Source organism: Mongoliitalea sp. (genome assembly GCF_054166905.1).
On sequence record NZ_JBSZCK010000004.1, the window covers coordinates 20,836 to 37,187 of the forward strand.

The following is a 16,352-nucleotide window of genomic DNA, read 5'->3' on the forward strand; positions in this document are numbered from 1 at the left end:
AATAGATTTTTTTTGGAACTACCTTGAAATCGGGCGCAAATTAGTTATTAACCCGTACATATCAAATAATAAGTAAAACAAATAAATCGCAAAGAAATTGGCGACAAACAAAATTATATTTTCAACCCCCAAAAATAGCATTATTCCAATGTAGCCAAGGCTCCCTAGAAATCGGATACCCAAAGCACCCAGCATAATGTTGACTGAATTTTCCTGATTGATGCTTATCAAATAATGACTAAATGCACTTGTCAACCAGGTCAAAATCAAAAAGAATGAAATGGTTGTCCAAACAGTCTCATGCACCCAAGAAGGTTTGATATATTCTTGGAGCAAGTAAACGAGCCCACCAATGATCAGTGAATAGATCAATAAGCGAACAGTAAGGATTTTAATGGATTGCATAATTTTGAATTATGCCGCAAAGGTAGGTCTTTTTCTACGGATTATCTTCACTATCATCATTTTTGATAGAGACGAATAAATGGTAGAATGCTGCAATCGTAGAAAGAAATACGAATACCAATAACCACAAAGGGAAGACCATCTGAGTTTTTTGGTCTAAAAACCAACCAAACCACGTTCCAATACCGATGACCGCAAAAATCTGAAAGGAAAGGCCGGAGTATTTGAGAATTTTATTGAGATTATCCCGCTGCCGATTCTTGGAGTTTGGCTTCATGCTGTTTGGAAACTTTCATTGCCCCACTTTTCATTTGACATTTTCCATTAAATACTGCACCATTTTCCACCACCAATTTTACAGTAATGATATCTCCTTCAATCACTGCGGAACTTTTGAGATACAACAATTCTGAGCAAGTGACCGAACCAGCAACTTTACCGGCTATTTCCGCCTCAGCAGAATTCAAATCTCCCTTGATTAAGGCAGAGTCCCCAATCACAATTTTACTCTTGGAGGCAACTGTACCTTCAATCGTACCTTCGATTCGGATATTTCCCTGCGCTACAATGTCACCTGTAATCTTTGTCTCTTTGGAGATCACATTACTGCTGCTGACAATTTCTTTGATTGATTTTTCTTCTGACTTTCCAAACATATTTAATCGAAGGTTATAAATTCTTGGGGATTAAGTGCCGACCCTTTGTGCCACAGTTCAAAGTGTAAGTGAGAACCTGTGCTTAGGTCACCGGTATTTCCTATGATGGAAACGATGTCTCCACCACGGACCACATCACCGACGTCCTTCAAAAGTACCGAATTGTGTTTATAAAATGAAAGGAATTCTCCTCTATGCTGAATTCCGATAACATAACCGGTATTGATTGTCCATGTGCTGAGAATTACCGTCCCATCTGCTATAGCCAAAACAGGTTCATTTCCTTTGGCAATGACATCCACACCAAAGTGGTCATTAGCAGGGTCAAAGCGGGCCGAAACAAACCCTTTGATAGGCGTGAAGAAAAAAACAGCTCCGGCATCAGAGGATGCCGCTGAATTCCGATTGGCCAATAAAGGCTCTGCTGTGGTGGATTGAAATTCCTGCATGATTTTCTTTGTGCCTTCACTCCACTGCTGATTGACGATCCCCTCTGATCGGTTAGCTTGAGGCAGCGATGTGGGGATTTCTTCTGCTACTTCTAAGGGCTCACCTTTGATGATGAGCTGAATGTTATCGATAAACTGTTCCTTTTTTCGTACCTCTATTAATAACGAATCAACTTGGTCAGATAATTCAAGGATTCTTTCGGTATTGGCCATTTGTGCAGAAGAGGCGTCAAACCAGCGCTTAAATATCGTCTTGGTGCTGAGAACAGCAAGTCCAAAAATTACCAAAAACACAAATGCACCCAACACCAGGAGGCGGAGAGCGGACAAACTGAATGAAGAGAGCACAGAGAAATCCTGCTCTTTTCGAATGACAAAAAGGTACTTGAGTTGGGTGATTTTTTTGAGATCAAATCGCTTCATGCTCAAATTTGGTTATTTTTTTGGATTGAAAATATTATATTTAGCTAGAGCGTTAAATAAATTAGATCAAAAGCAGTAATTTGGAAGCTTGCTGCGTCAAAGCTCAAAATGAACCATATTCACATACGCGTACTTGTATTTATCCTGCTTTTTGCATCCGCATGTTCTTCGACTAAGGATACATTCATCAATAGGACCTACCATAATACCACTTCTCGGTATAATGCCATGTTTTATTCCAAATTGATGATCGCTGAACTCGAACAGAAAATAGCAGCGGCTCATAATGAGGATTTCAGTCAGGTGCTCCCAATCTTCTATCCCATCGACAGTGCCCTGATTGATGAAAACAGGGAATTGCTTAAGGATGTACGCTATTTTTCCTCCAGAGCGATTGATTGGCATCGCATTTCCAAATGGGTGGATGATAATTACCTTCTTCTGGGAATGGCTGATTACTACGAAGCCCAATTTGACGATGCTTCCAATACCTTCCGTTACCTAAACGTCAACAGTAAGAAAAAACATATCCGTCACCGCTCACTTATTCAACTGATGCGGCAATTTATAGACTTGGACAGCTTTGACGACGCAGCCTATGTTATCGACTACTTATCCAAAGAAACCGGAATCAACCGGGAAAATCGATTCCTGCTCTACAAAACTTTGGCTTACTATTACGATAAGCGAGAAGATGTCAATGGTAAAATAGGAGCCTTGGATAAAGCTTTGGAATACAGTAAAGACCGATTTGAACGCTCCCGAATTAACTTTATCCTTGCCCAACTTTACCAACGGGAGGACTTAGATGCCTTGGCCTACTCCTATTATCAACAAGCTCAAAAAGGAAACCCTCCCTATGAGCGAAGTTTCTTTGCGCAGTTATACATGCAGCAAGTGGCCGAGCTCAACAAAAGCAAGGACCTGCAACGGGTACGTGCCTACTTCGACGATTTGTATAAGGACAGCAAAAACAGGGAGCTCAAAGATGTGATTTTATATGAAAAAGCCATTTTTGAACTCCGTCAGGATGAAGTAGAGACTGCAAAAGAATTACTTGTCAGAGCAGCCAAAGAAGAAGGTAAAAACCCTGTTCAAAAAGGTTATATCTACCAAAAACTGGCAGAAATCAGTTTTGATATTGATCGGGATTTTCGGGCGACCAAGTATTACTTGGACAGTGCCTTAGCCAACTTCCGTCCGGTAGATGCTTCTTACCGACAGATCGAACGGGAGAAGGTGCGCTTGGATAATTTTGTACTTCACTATGAAACTATCCTGCGAAATGACAGCCTCTTGCGGGTGGCACAACTTTCTCCAGAAGCACAGGAGCGCTTAGCTGATGAATTTATTGCCAAAGAAGAAGAACGACTACTGAGGGAAGCAGAAGAAAAAGCAAGACCAAAAAACACAGGGATTTTTGACAACTTATTGGCTTTTAGTGGACGTGGATCAAGTGGCGGCAGAAGCTTCTATTTCGAAAATAGCTTGGCCATGCAGCAGGGAGCTATTGAATTTGTACGAGTTTGGGGGAATAGAAATTTGGATGACAACTGGAGAAGAAGTGTGCAAAGCTTCCAATCCACGATCCGGAGGGATGTAGCAGAAGAAGAAGATGAACCAGAATCTGCAACAAATGAATCGAATGAAGAAGAAGAATCCAATGATATTCTTTCACAGATTCCAGACAAAGCTTCCCTTTTGGCGCAAATACCCCGGGATGAATCCCAACTAGAGGCTATGCGCACAGGTCTGGAATTAGCTTACTTTGAATTGGGAAAATTACTTTTCTTTGATTTTCGCGAGTATGAGATGAGTAAGGAGAACCTAGAAATCCTGATAACCGTCTATCCTAACACCATTAAAAAAGCGGAAGCTTATTATATTTTATTCTTGGCCAATAGGGAATTGGGAGGAAATACGAGTCTATACAGCGAACGACTCAATCGGGAATTCCCTTATTCTCCCTACACGTTTGCAGTCAACAACCCAGATGCATTGACGGGAGGAGCGGCCTTGGTGGAATCTTCCAAAATGTACCGGACTGCCTATGAATTGTATGAAAACAAACAATATGAGGAAGCCCGAGGAGTCATTCGCAGGACAATGGAGCTATTCCCCTTGACTAAAAATACGGATCGCTTACTCTTGTTAGACATCATGATTTCCGGAAAAATTGACAGCATGGACTTCTACAAATACCGCTTGGAAATCTACACCCTCCAAACAGAAAATCCAGAGTTGAAAGAACTGGCAAGAAATATGCTAAGAGTAGTCAAAGGAGATGAAGAAGAGCTTGTCGCTGAAAACCAAGAAGAAACTACTGCTGAAGAAGAAAATGCAGATGCAGAGGATCTAGCAGATGCAGAGGATTTGGAGGAAGATGAAAGTCCGTATAAAGAAAGTGCCAGTCAAACACATATATTTGTCCTCGCATTGAGTCAAGAGCGCGCAAGAGAGGCAAAAGCACTATTGGGAGACATGGAAACCTTCCATTCTTCTCAGTTTAGCAACGCAAGACTGCGCACGGGCAACATGAATATAACCCGTGAGCAAGTCATCTTCATCGTCAGTCCGTTCAACAATGCAGAACGAGCCTTGGCATATAGGGAGAAATTCTTGGAAAGCTTCGAATCCGGTTCCTTGGGACCTGATGATAAGGAGTCAAGCTTTGTGATTTCCATTGGAAATTTCCAAGAGCTGAACAAAAGGAAAGATTTGGATGAGTACCGTCGATTCTTCCGAAGAAATTATTGATAAAAGATTAGTACTTTATACATGACACAAAAAATCATAAAACTTCTATGGGCATCTTTTGTCATAGGAGTGGTAGGATTCATCTTATTTATTTGGGCAGTTAGCAGTAACTTCCTAGGGTTATTTGGCCCTTTACCTGACTTCAAAGCCTTGGAAAACCCCCAATCAGAATTGGCCTCAGAGCTCTATTCTGCAGATGGAGTTTTGCTGGGAAATTACTTCAGGGAAAATCGAAGTCCTGTTACTTACAACGAACTTGCCCCCAATTTGGTCAATGCCTTGATTGCGACAGAGGATGTTCGATTTGAAAGTCACTCGGGTATTGATTTCAAAAGTATGGGGAGGGTGTTTTTTAAATCCCTTATATTGAGACAGGGTGCCGGAGGAGGAAGTACATTATCTCAGCAAACTGCCAAAAATCTATTTAAAACAAGAAACCTAGAATCGCAGGGTGCTTTGAGCCGGGTGCCAGGCTTGAGAATGCTTATCATCAAAACCAAAGAATGGATAGTGGCTGCCAAGCTGGAGCGTTCTTACACGAAGGATGAAATATTGACTCTTTACCTCAATACCTCAGAATTTGGAAGTAATGCCTATGGTGTCAAAACAGCATCAAAAACCTTTTTCAACAAGGAACCTCATGAATTGGAGGTCCAGGAATCAGCAGTATTGGTTGGCCTTTTTAAGGCACCAACTTATTACAGCCCTGTGTTCAATCCTGAAAACTCTCTTCGAAGAAGGAATACTGTTTTGTTCCAAATGGAGAAATACGGATACATCAGTAGAGCAGAACGTGACTCCTTGGTTCAACTACCCATTGAATTGGATTATCGGGTCTCTAACCAAAATCAAGGTTTGGCTACCCATCTTCGGGAAGTCATCAAAGCTGACCTTTTGAAATGGGCCAGGGAAACACTCAAGCCAGATGGAACTCCTTACGATATTTTTGGAGATGGACTTAAGATTTACACCACCATTGATAGCCGTATGCAGCGCTATGCAGAAGAAGCAGTAGATGAGCACATGCGGGAATTGCAGAAAAAGTTTGAGCGTGAAATGGGCAATCGTGATCCATGGATTGATAACAATGGACGCGTAATACCTAACTTCTTGGAAAATGCCGTCAAACGTACGGACGTTTATAGAAATCTTGTCACTCGTTATGGAGCCAACAGCGATTCCATCGAAATAAAACTGAATGAGAAGAAACGTATGCGGGTATTCTCTTGGGAACGGGGTGAAATCGATACGCTATTTAGCACCATGGATTCCTTACGGTACTATAAAAAATTCTTAAGACCAGGCTTTGTATCCGTGGAAGCTGAAACAGGACATGTCAAAGCTTGGGTTGGAGGATTAAACCATAAGTACTTCAAGTTTGACCATGTAAAGCAAGGCAAGAGACAGCCGGGCTCTACCTTTAAAGCTTTTGTATATGCAGCTGCCATTGAAAATGGCTACAGCCCATGTTATCGAGTAATTGATCAACCGGTAGAAATCAACATCCCGGGCCAACCTGCTTGGATTCCAAAAAATGCGGATAATAAGTTTTCATACGAAAGTATGACCATCAGGAGAGCCATGGCACAATCCATCAACTCCATCACAGCTTTTATGATGAAAAAACTGAGTCCAAGAATTATTGTAGAGACTGCCCATCGCTTGGGTATAACCTCCGATTTGGAAGAGGTGCCAGCCTTGGCATTGGGTACATCGGATGTATCCATCTATGAAATGGTTGGTGCTTTTGGAACATTCGTCAACCAAGGGGAGCATATCACGCCTTTCTATATCGAACGAATTGAAGACAAAAACGGCAATCTGATTCAGCAATTCACTCCTAAAAAGCGTCCTGCTATGAGCGAGGAGCACGCTTATCTCATGTTATACATGCTGAGAGGCGGTTTTGAAGAATCAAGAGGAACTTCTCAGGGTGTTCCGTGGACCTTGCGTGATGAAGGAAACGAATTGGGAGGTAAAACAGGTACCACACAAAATGCTTCTGATGGTTGGTACATCGGAGTAAGTAAGGACTTGGTTTCGGGTGCTTGGGTAGGTGGTGATGACCGTGCCATTCACTTCAGAAGCTGGACCAGTGGACAAGGTGGACAAACTGCCCGACCAATTTGGGTCAAATACATGGCCAAAGTATATGCCGACCAAAGTCTGGGATATACCAAAGGTCCATTCAGAAGACCAGAAAGACCGCTCAGTATAGAAATCGATTGTGATCGCTATGAAATGGACAGCAACAAATTCAGCGATTTCGATTTTGATCCAAGAAAGTCTGACTTCTAAAACCAATAGTAGAGTGGTCAGTTGTAGTAACTGACCACTTTTCATTTCTTATGGAGGCATTTTCATACGCAGTTACCGATTATCTACAATTGCCCGACTTACCAGGGGTCTACAAATATTACAATGCTGATCAGGAACTGATTTATGTAGGAAAGGCAAAAAGCCTAAAGAAAAGAGTAGCTTCTTATTTTTCTAAAGCCATCGGCATCAATCACAAGACCAAGAGGATGGTACGGGAAATCCAGCGCATCGAAATCACCATCGTGAATACAGAATTTGATGCCCTGCTACTTGAAAACAACCTGATCAAAAAAAGTCAACCCAAGTACAATATCCTTCTCAAGGATGATAAAACCTATCCGTACTTACTCCTGACCAAAGAAAATTACCCAAGGATTTTTCCAACCCGTAAACTCATCCCCCATAGGGGAACTTACTATGGACCATTTGCCAGTGTCAAAGCAATGAATAATGTTTTGGAATTGATTCGAAGCTTGTTCACTATCCGCACATGCAAATTGGATCTCAGTCCATATAAAATTGGAGAACAGAAATACAAAGTTTGTCTGGAATACCATATTGGCAATTGCCTAGGTCCATGTGAAGGATTGCAAAAGGAAAGCGATTACATGGAAGACTTGGAGCATGCAAAGCATATCTTGAAAGGAAATCTTGGGCTTGCCAAGGGCTTCTTCAAAAAGCGTATGCAAGAAGCTGCGGAAAATTTGGCCTTTGAGCGGGCACATTATTTCAAGGAAAAGCTAGACTTATTGGAAAAATACCAGGCAAAGTCTTTGGTTGTCAATCCTTCTATTGCAGACTGTGATGTATTCACCTTGGAATCTGACGAAAAGCTAGCGTATGTCAACTACCTCAAAGTAAAAAATGGCTCCATCATCATCACTAAAACGGTAGAGCTCAAGAAAAAATTGGATGAATCAGAGACAGATCTTTTGTTGATCGCAATCGTCCGCCTTCGAGATCAATTCAATTCGGATTCTGTAGAAATCCTTACGAATATTGAATTAGAAGAAACCTATGAGGGACTTAATATCCATACGCCTAAAATCGGAGACAAAAAGCGATTGGTAGAACTCTCTCTTAAAAACACCAAATTCTACAAGAAAGAAAAGCTTCTAGCCTCCGGTGAAGTAATCGATAAAAAGAACAGGGTCTTAAAACAACTACAGGCGGATTTATCCTTAAAAGAACTTCCTGACCATATTGAATGCTTTGATAACTCCAATATCCAAGGGACCAATCCGGTAGCTTCCATGGTATATTTCAAAAACGGCAAACCATCTACGAAGGACTACAGGCATTATCATATCAAAACCGTGGAGGGACCAAATGACTTTGCTTCCATGACAGAGGTAGTAGGTAGACGGTACAAACGGGTATTAGAAGAAGGACTTCCTTTACCAAAGTTGATTGTCATTGACGGAGGTAAGGGTCAGTTGTCTTCTGCCGTGGAAGCACTAAAAGCATTAGGTATCTATGGACAGATTCCTATCATAGGCATAGCCAAGCGTTTGGAGGAAATCTATTTCCCTGAAGATCAATATCCTTTACATATCGATAAAAAATCAGAGTCCCTGCGACTCCTTCAGCGCGTCAGAGATGAAGCTCACAGGTTTGCCATCACCTTTCATAGAGATATCAGAAGTAAAAAAGCCTTCAATACTTCTTTAACAGACATTCCAGGTATAGGTAACGCAATGGCAGAAAAGCTATTGAAACATTTCAAGTCTATCAAAAAAATAGAAGTAGCGAGTTTGGAGGAAATTGAAGCAGTGGTAGGTAAGAGCAAGGCGTCACTGGTTTTTGAAGCAATACAAATAAAAAAAGCGGGTAATTAACCCGCTTTTTTTTACCACTCCCAGAGCCCGTTTTCGAACTCTAGCAGCTTATATTCAAACTCTAGCGCATTTAAAAACGCTTGTAATTCTGCATTTGGATTATTTGGATCCACCAAATCTATCAACAACTCATTTCCTTCATTGGTGTATTTCCTGACCACAGATCTGAACAAACGCACATCAAACACATGATCGTATCCTAAACTCTTGGATGTGTTCTGAAAATTGAACCACTTAGCCTCAGGATGATCTTTAAAATGATTATAGAAATCCTTAAACTTAATAAATCCAATGGTCTTTTGACCCGCATTAGCATTGGTAACGGACGGCATAACCAACTCCAAATATTTAATATCAAATCTTGCTTGGGAGTGATGTTTGTCAATGATAAAATCCTCCTTGAAATCTAGGTAATACAATTGCTTCATAAAGATTGAATCACCTAATGCATTTAACCAAAACTCCGACTGAAACTCGGAAATAGACATCGGTCTAGAAAAGCTTTCATCTGCATACACTTCAAATGCATTTTCCTCTACCACAGCCTTGTAAATATTCCCAACTATTCCATCGAGTTTAGCATCACCAGTCCCGTATAATGGAATATTGTATTTTTCACGAAGGTCAATTCTCCTCCAAACATCAATAGTGAACATTTTATCATCTTCTCGCATTGGCTTAATGGAGAAGACAGTGTCCATTTTGAAGCTTCTGTCCCCATATCTTGAGGGCTGCACACTCGTTGCCGTCTGTGCAAAGCCTTCCAACACAAAGACCAAGGTCAATGCGAAGAGTGCGATAATTTTGTTTGTTCTTTTCATGGCAATTTAATTTATTGAAACCTGACAATTCAAATTATCGAATTCGAATAATCCTGATTTCATTTTGACTTGATTTGATCTTATTGCCTCGGAAGTTAGTACGTGTTACTTCAGTCACTCGAATTACTAACGCATCACCAGCTCTAGCAGATGCCAATAAATTTCTAATAGCTACATTTTCACCAGTAATGGATACTTTTTCACGTGGGACTTCATTACGTATCAACGTCACATCGCCACCACTTACTTCAAAATTAGAATCTCTAGCCATTGTTCTGGCAAAGGTCGGTTCAGGAACAGCTCTAACCAACAATGTAGATGGGCCAGGCGCAGGATAACCTACACTCATATCAATCTCACCTCTTCCGTCAAACAACCGAATAGATGGCGCTGGAACGGGCTTAATATCATAAGAAACATCATCAATTTTATTACCTCCTGAACTCACGCCTATTACAACTTTCCCAGAGTTACCCGGAATAATCGTCACCTGACCAGGTCTACTTCCATTGATCGCTGTACCATTATTAACAGTAAACTGCGGCGCATAGGAATTTCCCAATGCGGGTACGTCAATGAAAAGGTCGTTGGCACAATCAGCATACAATTGATTGACCACATCAGAAGTCACTCTTACTACCGGTTGAGCGACGAAGTATTCATAATCAACTGTCAGCGTAGAATCCTTACCAGCAATATTTACAGTGATTTCGCCTTTCAACGTTTGTCTTGCTAAACCTCTGTCATCATAATTTCCAGCTGGCGGCACAGTGAAACTGATTTCACCAAAACCATTCACTACAGGAATCTCTCTACCTCCGATGGTCATCTTAGGAGAAGCTGAAGAAGAGGCAGAAGCAATGAACATGCTACCTTCAAATTTTGTACCTGCTGCTACTACATTAGAGTTGGCTGCAACTTTAGCTTCGAATACATCAGACCTGAAGTAAAAAGTACCGATAGAAGAGAAAATTTGAGACAAAGCTTCTGCTTCAATATTCAATACCTCATTTTGATACTGAGAAATCAAAGCCATTACAGCACCTACAGGAGATTTTACAAAGTTCAAAAACACAAAACTTTTATCTCTGACCTCACGATCATTCTGGAAGATTTCTATGTCTCTGGCATCTTTTGCAATATCTCCAAAGGAACTCTCGATACCCAAATTACCTAGGATTCTATTAATGTCCACTGGATAGGTATTGAGTTTTGATTTCATCTCTTCCCCTTTACCCTGATTATTGAAAATATTCCCAGGAACATCTACGTTTTTCAAAGAAGAGTTTTTAAACTGCCCATTGTCATTTTTTGCATTGGACTGCTCAATCAATAACTGCTTAAGTTCTTCCAAGTAAACAAAGGTCTCTGCCGTAATTTTTCTCACCTCTCTTGCAGCTGCAACCTTCGGGATATCTCTTTCATTATTTCCTTGTTGCTCTACAGTCGCTTCTATGGAGGAAACTGTAAACTCATTTTTCTGAATGAAATTCTTGGATGTTCTTTCCAGACCATCATTTAATAAGACGAACTTTTGGAGAATCTGATTACTTACTTGTAGTGCTAACAGTGCTGTCAGTACCAAGTACATCATCCCAATCATCCGTTGTCTAGGTGTTTCTTTACCCCCTGCCATTTTTTTCTAAATGTTTACTACTAGATGATTGATCGATTAACCTTTCATGGCGGTTAACATACCACCATATATTTTATTCAATGAACTTACATTTTGATTTAATTTCGCCAATTCATTTTTGAACGCTTCGGTCTCTTTCCCGGCTTCAGATAGGCCTTCCATTGCAGAGGCTACATTGGAATAAAACTTATTCAACGTTTTCAAGTGACTCTGCGCATCCAATAGCTCCATTTCATATACATTATTCAATGAAGAAAGATTTTTAGTCACTTCTACCACTTGTGCATGATAAGCTTTAGCATCTGTTGAAGCTGAAGAAAGTTCAGAAAGTGCCGCAGCAGTCTTGCCATAGGAGGAATTAATGTCCACCAAAGTTTTAGAAGCAGTCTTCACATTTTCAGCGTACTCATTGGTAGCTACTGCTGCATTGGAAATTTTGCTCATTTGCGAAGCAGATTCTGCAAGGTTGTTGATTCCCTTACCCAAGCTTTCAAATAATTCAGGACCAATTTTAGCATTTGCTAATAAATCATCAAATTTTTGGGTCATCCCCTCATTTGTATTGGCTTTAGCGGCTGTTTTTCTTGTAAAAGGTTCATCAGAAGCCAATTCAGGATACACCTTACTCCAATCAACTTCTTCCTGCTTAGGCTCAAATGCCGAAAGGAAAAATATAATGGCCTCAGTAGTCAGACCTACCCCAATCATCAAACTCGCACCTTGCCAGTCCAAAATCTTGAACATAGCTCCTAAAATTACGAGGGATGCACCGATACCATACACCTTTGGCATGATATCACTGTAAAACTTATACTTGAAAGAATTCTTGTTAGCCATTTTTTTCTAATCGTGAGTTGTTATGATATTTTATTTTTTATCTTCTTCTTCTTCTGTTATTGTTGACATCCATAGATCCAGATCTACCTAGGAAGGTCATTGCTGTTCTGAAACCAATATGAGCGGTTTTTACATCTTGGTATTCATAAGTGCGGGTGCTCGTTTCCAAGTAATGGGCTACATCTTTCCAAGAACCACCACGCACTACTTTTCTTGGCTCGTTAGCATTATTATAAACTGGATCCAAATCCCAAGTTAAAGAACTTGCAATTGGGTTGTATGCATCCAATACCCACTCAGCAACGTTACCTGACATATTATACAATCCGAAGCCATTGGGGGCAAACACATCTACGGGTGCGGTGTAAGCAAATCCATCATCAATGTAATTCCCTCTACCGGGCTTAAAGTTAGCCATCAAACAACCTCTTTTATTTTTAAGATAAGGACCTCCCCAAGGATACTTGGCGATTTCTTTTCCTCCTTTGGCTGCATACTCCCACTCTGCCTCAGAAGGCAATCTGAAGTAAGGAAAGTCAAAATCAGACTTATCATTTGCATTAAGATGGTATGTCCTCCACTTAGTATACATCTGCGCCTGTTCCCAACTGACACCTACTACCGGGTAATTGTCAAATGCAGGGTGATCGAAGTAAAACTCCATCAAAGGATCTCCGTAATGATAGGTGAAGCTAGTGTTCCAAACAGTCGTATCCGGAAGTACCTCATTCAGATTAAAACTAGGAGCATCTTTCAACGTGGTTGGAGTTCCAAAAGCATATACACCTTCTCTCACAGCGTCGACAAATTGCCTGTATTTATTATTGGAGACTTCATACTTGTCCAAGTAAAATTCAGAGATAGTAATCTGTTTGTTGAAGGCAGATTGCGTGAAGGCTATGTCCTCGTCAGCTTGGCCCATCCAGAAGGTCCCTGCTTTGATAGCGACCATGTCTATCGGTAGACTTTGCTGCCAACCAGAGCGCTTCGGAACACCCGTCACCTCACCTCTTCTGTTATCCCTTTCACTGGCAGAACCTTTCTTGCCAAAAAGTCCGCAACCTTGTAGTGAAACCGCTATCACCAAGGCTGCTAAGATGGGAATTCCCTTTGATTTCATATTATTGTACATAATCAACATTTAATTCGTTACGTAAACCAACCACCGAAATTAGCTAGTTTACAAGCTCAAAGTTTAAAGAAATTACGTCAAATCAACAAATTTCAGTACAAATTTTCTAAGATATTTTTAAAACCTAAACCTTGGTGTCCGTTGGATTGCACGCTGATATTCGCGGACCAAGGGTTGAAGATTATAGGTCAACATAAACTCGTGACTCGTCGGTGCCTTTGCCTGAACATTACTCACCACCAAATCAAAAGCATAACCAATCCTTAAGGAATTATCGCTAAGAACACTGTAGCCTAGCAATAATGATACCGATTCTTGACCTCTAAAGGTCACTCCTCCACTTATCTTATTATTATGTGTCGCTATAACGCCAAGATCGTAAGAAAAATTATTAAAGGATACGGTTTTAATTAGAAAACTTGGCTCAAAAGTCCAAAGCGCAAATGTTCTTATCCTGTATCCAAAATTGATGTAAGAATGATTACGAAGCTGATTATTGATCGCTCCATCTCCAAAATCAAATCCTGGTTCATTCAAATGCCGACTACTAATTCCAATAAAGTAATTTCCACGATCATAAATTGCTCCGAAACCCGCATTGAAATTCATTTGAGTCTCATCACCTGAAGTGGGGATGATCATTTCCTGATCTACAAAATCAAACTGATCATATTTCAATGTACTGGAAAACAAACCACCGGAAATACCAAAGGACAAAACACCTCTTCTCAAGCGCTTATGATACCCCAAGGAAAGGTTGACTTCCTGATTGCTCGTAGCACCAATGTTATCATTGATAAACGTTAGCCCATATCCTAGATTTAAATTATCTAATCTACCTGTAGCCGTCAATAATTGTGTGAGCGGGGCCGGTCCATTAAGACCTGTATAATTCAACCACTGGGAGCGGTGCAAAGCTGAAAACCTGTACCCAGACTCTTTTCCTGCAAAAGCAGGATTAAAAAAGAGACCGTTGTACATATATTGGGTAAATTGAGCGTCTTGTTGTGCCTTTGAAGGCAGCACAACAACAACCGCTAGCACAAAAACGCATGCTAAGAGCTTATCAATTGTTGGTTTTCGTAGTCCCATGCAAGTTTAAAACATCTAACAATCTACTATTCTAAACATTTAAACTGAAAAAGACCACAAAAGATTAAAAAGATCACAAATTATTTGCCTTTTTAATGTACAACTCCAATGCCCCTGTCATACTTGGAGCATTAGGCATCGGTGCTTCTATGTCCAAAATCAGTCCTTGGTCAAGTACTTCTTTTGCTGTTGTCGGTCCAAAAGCAGCTATCCTCGTAAAGCCCTGCTCAAAGTCAGGAAAGTTTTGTTTCAATGATTTGATACCGGATGGACTAAAAAAAGCAAGTACATCATACTTGATATTAGCTAAATCAGATAGGTCAGAAGCCACCGTATGATAAATTATCGCCTCGGTAAATGTAATATTCATTTTTGCTAAATATTCGGGAATTTCATCTTTCCTTATATCTGAACATGGAAACAAATATTTTTCCGATTTATGCTTTTTGAAGTAGTCAAACAAATCCGAGGCGGTCTTTTGACCTACAAACAATTTTCTTTTTCTAATGACAATATACTTCTGCAGATAATGCGCTGTCTGTTCCGATATACAAAAATATTTCATATCAGCAGGCATCTCAATTTTCAACTCTTTGCAAATCGTAAAAAAGTGATCGATCGCATTTCTACTGGTGAAAATTATCGCCGTATGTTTCAAAATTTCGATCTTCTGCTTTCTGAATTCTTTGACAGGAACAGGCTCAACTTGAATAAAAGGTCTAAAATCAATCTTCAACTTATACTTTTCAGCCAACTGAAAATAAGGGGATTTATCGTCCACTGGCTTTGGCTGTGATACCAAGATACTTCTTACCGGATTAAATCTGTCTTTGGTTGACTTAGTCATGGTTTACTATACTTTCGTAGATTGTTGAATCAATGCCTATTACCATATCAAGTACTTTGAGACTATTAGGAATGGTAATAATTCTGCGGTGCAAAGGTAAGCAATTAAATGATAAAATTTAAAATCTACTTGATTTGTCATGGCTACAAAAAGCAATACAGTTGCAAATAGATAAATTGCAAAGAAAACATTCTTGGCGATCAACTCCCAATCCTTCATCACAATCAAATCATTTGTAAGGATGAGCATTTGAAATAAAATCAAAGTAAAAGCCATCAATGAAATAATCCTAAGCAAATAAAAAAAGTGTACGATTTCAAATTTCTTTATATTGAAAACAAATGTCATAAAATTCAAATATAGGTATTTTAGTATCGATAGTCCAACAAAAACCAATGAACCGATAATCCATTTAAAGAATAGATCATTCATATTGCTGGGGTTGAAAAAATAAGTCAACCCATCATTAAAGTAATACAGGAAAAACATGACACTCTGTACAATGGCAAGACCTATCAAAAACAGGAAAAACAACACATCTAAGGAGAAAAACTTGGGATTTCCTTCCAAATTATCACCTAAAGAAATAACTCCTTTTGGTGATAGCATATAATTTAATTCAACAGGAAAAACGGATTTCACAATTCCGAATAGAATAAACAAGATGCAAATACTCAAGTAGTAGAAATCCTTAAACGAGGACACTGTCCTTTTATTGGTATCCTCCAAATTCACAACTTCCATCAAATTTGGGAGCTTCTCAAAGTAACCTTTTTCCAACAAAACGTTGTTCTTAGAAATTCCCTGTCCATAAATTACCAAAGAAACTGTCTGCTGCCCTGCCAAATCAAAGCGCTCATGTACATCAGTCAAGGGTATTATAATCGCTGTATCCTGTTGGGCAAAAAACCAAATCTGATTGTGCAGAAAAACAGTACTTTGAGCAGGCACCTGCAATTTAAGCATACTGGCAGGAAAGCTTTTCACATCCACCTCTGTGCTGATAACATCACTTGTGTAATTCCAGGATCGATTGGACTGTTGCTTGAAGTTACCTGAATAATTCTCCAAGGTCTGCGCTGACAAGCCTAGTCCAGCCAAAAAAACAAAACTAATAATCAACCAAAATTTAACCATTAT

General features: G+C 39.9%; 14 protein-coding genes. 3 read left to right on the top strand and 11 right to left on the bottom strand.

Annotation, left to right across the window (positions count from 1 at the left end):
- Positions 1 to 18: 18 nt before the first annotated feature.
- From ACXIUD_RS00990 to ACXIUD_RS01005, 4 genes are read right to left on the bottom strand one after another with little or no spacing between them, the layout of a single operon-like run.
- Entirely contained in the window at positions 19 to 405 is a 387-nt protein-coding gene (locus tag ACXIUD_RS00990) for a hypothetical protein (RefSeq protein WP_458050777.1), read from the bottom strand.
- A gap of 34 nt (positions 406 to 439) precedes the next feature.
- Positions 440 to 682, bottom strand: a complete 243-nt coding sequence (locus ACXIUD_RS00995; RefSeq protein ID WP_458050778.1) for an AtpZ/AtpI family protein — start codon at positions 680 to 682, stop codon at positions 440 to 442.
- Complete coding sequence (locus ACXIUD_RS01000; protein ID WP_458050779.1) at positions 648 to 1,061, bottom strand: bactofilin family protein; 414 nt, start codon at positions 1,059 to 1,061, stop codon at positions 648 to 650. The genes ACXIUD_RS00995 and ACXIUD_RS01000 overlap by 35 nt, the downstream gene beginning before the upstream one ends.
- 2 nt (positions 1,062 to 1,063) lie before the next feature.
- Positions 1,064 to 1,933 carry a M23 family metallopeptidase gene (locus ACXIUD_RS01005; RefSeq protein ID WP_458050780.1) on the bottom strand — a complete coding sequence of 290 codons (870 nt, stop codon included), beginning with the start codon at positions 1,931 to 1,933 and terminating at the stop codon, positions 1,064 to 1,066.
- A gap of 108 nt (positions 1,934 to 2,041) precedes the next feature.
- Between ACXIUD_RS01005 and porW the strand changes: the two genes are divergently transcribed.
- Genes porW through uvrC form a run of 3 tightly spaced genes read left to right on the top strand, consistent with a single transcriptional unit; the run spans position 2,042 to position 8,847 of the window.
- Positions 2,042 to 4,690, top strand: coding sequence for a type IX secretion system periplasmic lipoprotein PorW/SprE (gene porW / locus ACXIUD_RS01010; protein ID WP_458050781.1), 2,649 nt, complete (start codon positions 2,042 to 2,044; stop codon positions 4,688 to 4,690).
- Between the two features lie 21 nt (positions 4,691 to 4,711).
- The gene (locus ACXIUD_RS01015) at positions 4,712 to 6,988 is read left to right on the top strand and encodes a penicillin-binding protein 1A (protein WP_458050782.1); all 2,277 of its coding nucleotides are present in this window, start codon (positions 4,712 to 4,714) and stop codon (positions 6,986 to 6,988) included.
- A 50-nt stretch (positions 6,989 to 7,038) separates the two neighbouring features.
- A complete protein-coding gene (gene uvrC, locus ACXIUD_RS01020) occupies positions 7,039 to 8,847 on the top strand; it encodes an excinuclease ABC subunit UvrC (RefSeq protein ID WP_458050783.1) in 1,809 nt (602 codons plus the stop codon).
- Between the two features lie 11 nt (positions 8,848 to 8,858).
- Here the strand turns inward: uvrC and porN are convergent, their stop codons facing one another.
- The 7 genes from porN to ACXIUD_RS01055 all read right to left on the bottom strand — a co-directional run bounded on the left by porN (position 8,859) and on the right by ACXIUD_RS01055 (position 16,349).
- Positions 8,859 to 9,668 carry a type IX secretion system ring subunit PorN/GldN gene (gene porN, locus ACXIUD_RS01025; RefSeq protein ID WP_458050784.1) on the bottom strand — a complete coding sequence of 270 codons (810 nt, stop codon included), beginning with the start codon at positions 9,666 to 9,668 and terminating at the stop codon, positions 8,859 to 8,861.
- Between the two features lie 34 nt (positions 9,669 to 9,702).
- Positions 9,703 to 11,304: a type IX secretion system motor protein PorM/GldM gene (gene porM / locus ACXIUD_RS01030; protein WP_458050785.1), complete on the bottom strand. Its 1,602-nt coding sequence runs from the start codon at positions 11,302 to 11,304 to the stop codon at positions 9,703 to 9,705.
- A 36-nt stretch (positions 11,305 to 11,340) separates the two neighbouring features.
- On the bottom strand, positions 11,341 to 12,141 hold the full coding sequence (gene porL / locus ACXIUD_RS01035) for a type IX secretion system motor protein PorL/GldL (protein ID WP_458050786.1): 801 nt from the start codon (positions 12,139 to 12,141) through the stop codon (positions 11,341 to 11,343).
- A gap of 37 nt (positions 12,142 to 12,178) precedes the next feature.
- On the bottom strand, positions 12,179 to 13,273 hold the full coding sequence (gene porK / locus ACXIUD_RS01040; RefSeq protein WP_458050787.1) for a T9SS ring complex lipoprotein PorK/GldK: 1,095 nt from the start codon (positions 13,271 to 13,273) through the stop codon (positions 12,179 to 12,181).
- 117 nt (positions 13,274 to 13,390) lie between these two features.
- Positions 13,391 to 14,365: a PorP/SprF family type IX secretion system membrane protein gene (locus tag ACXIUD_RS01045; RefSeq protein ID WP_458050788.1), complete on the bottom strand. Its 975-nt coding sequence runs from the start codon at positions 14,363 to 14,365 to the stop codon at positions 13,391 to 13,393.
- 73 nt (positions 14,366 to 14,438) lie between these two features.
- Positions 14,439 to 15,212 (bottom strand): uroporphyrinogen-III synthase, encoded by a 774-nt coding sequence (locus ACXIUD_RS01050; RefSeq protein ID WP_458050789.1) that lies wholly within the window; start codon positions 15,210 to 15,212, stop codon positions 14,439 to 14,441.
- Between the two features lie 39 nt (positions 15,213 to 15,251).
- Positions 15,252 to 16,349, bottom strand: a complete 1,098-nt coding sequence (locus ACXIUD_RS01055; protein WP_458050790.1) for a DUF4271 domain-containing protein — start codon at positions 16,347 to 16,349, stop codon at positions 15,252 to 15,254.
- Between the last annotated feature and the right edge of the window lie 3 nt (positions 16,350 to 16,352).

Coding starts and splice junctions, on each gene's coding strand:
- porK (WP_458050787.1), bottom strand. CDS start 13,273: ATGTACAATAATATGAAATCAAAGGGAATTCCCATCTTAGCAGCCTTG.
- porM (WP_458050785.1), bottom strand. CDS start 11,304: ATGGCAGGGGGTAAAGAAACACCTAGACAACGGATGATTGGGATGATG.
- ACXIUD_RS01045 (WP_458050788.1), bottom strand. CDS start 14,365: ATGGGACTACGAAAACCAACAATTGATAAGCTCTTAGCATGCGTTTTT.
- ACXIUD_RS00990 (WP_458050777.1), bottom strand. CDS start 405: ATGCAATCCATTAAAATCCTTACTGTTCGCTTATTGATCTATTCACTG.
- uvrC (WP_458050783.1), top strand. CDS start 7,039: ATGGAGGCATTTTCATACGCAGTTACCGATTATCTACAATTGCCCGAC.
- porL (WP_458050786.1), bottom strand. CDS start 12,141: ATGGCTAACAAGAATTCTTTCAAGTATAAGTTTTACAGTGATATCATG.
- ACXIUD_RS01015 (WP_458050782.1), top strand. CDS start 4,712: ATGACACAAAAAATCATAAAACTTCTATGGGCATCTTTTGTCATAGGA.
- ACXIUD_RS00995 (WP_458050778.1), bottom strand. CDS start 682: ATGAAGCCAAACTCCAAGAATCGGCAGCGGGATAATCTCAATAAAATT.
- ACXIUD_RS01050 (WP_458050789.1), bottom strand. CDS start 15,212: ATGACTAAGTCAACCAAAGACAGATTTAATCCGGTAAGAAGTATCTTG.
- ACXIUD_RS01055 (WP_458050790.1), bottom strand. CDS start 16,349: ATGGTTAAATTTTGGTTGATTATTAGTTTTGTTTTTTTGGCTGGACTA.
- ACXIUD_RS01005 (WP_458050780.1), bottom strand. CDS start 1,933: ATGAAGCGATTTGATCTCAAAAAAATCACCCAACTCAAGTACCTTTTT.
- porW (WP_458050781.1), top strand. CDS start 2,042: ATGAACCATATTCACATACGCGTACTTGTATTTATCCTGCTTTTTGCA.
- porN (WP_458050784.1), bottom strand. CDS start 9,668: ATGAAAAGAACAAACAAAATTATCGCACTCTTCGCATTGACCTTGGTC.
- ACXIUD_RS01000 (WP_458050779.1), bottom strand. CDS start 1,061: ATGTTTGGAAAGTCAGAAGAAAAATCAATCAAAGAAATTGTCAGCAGC.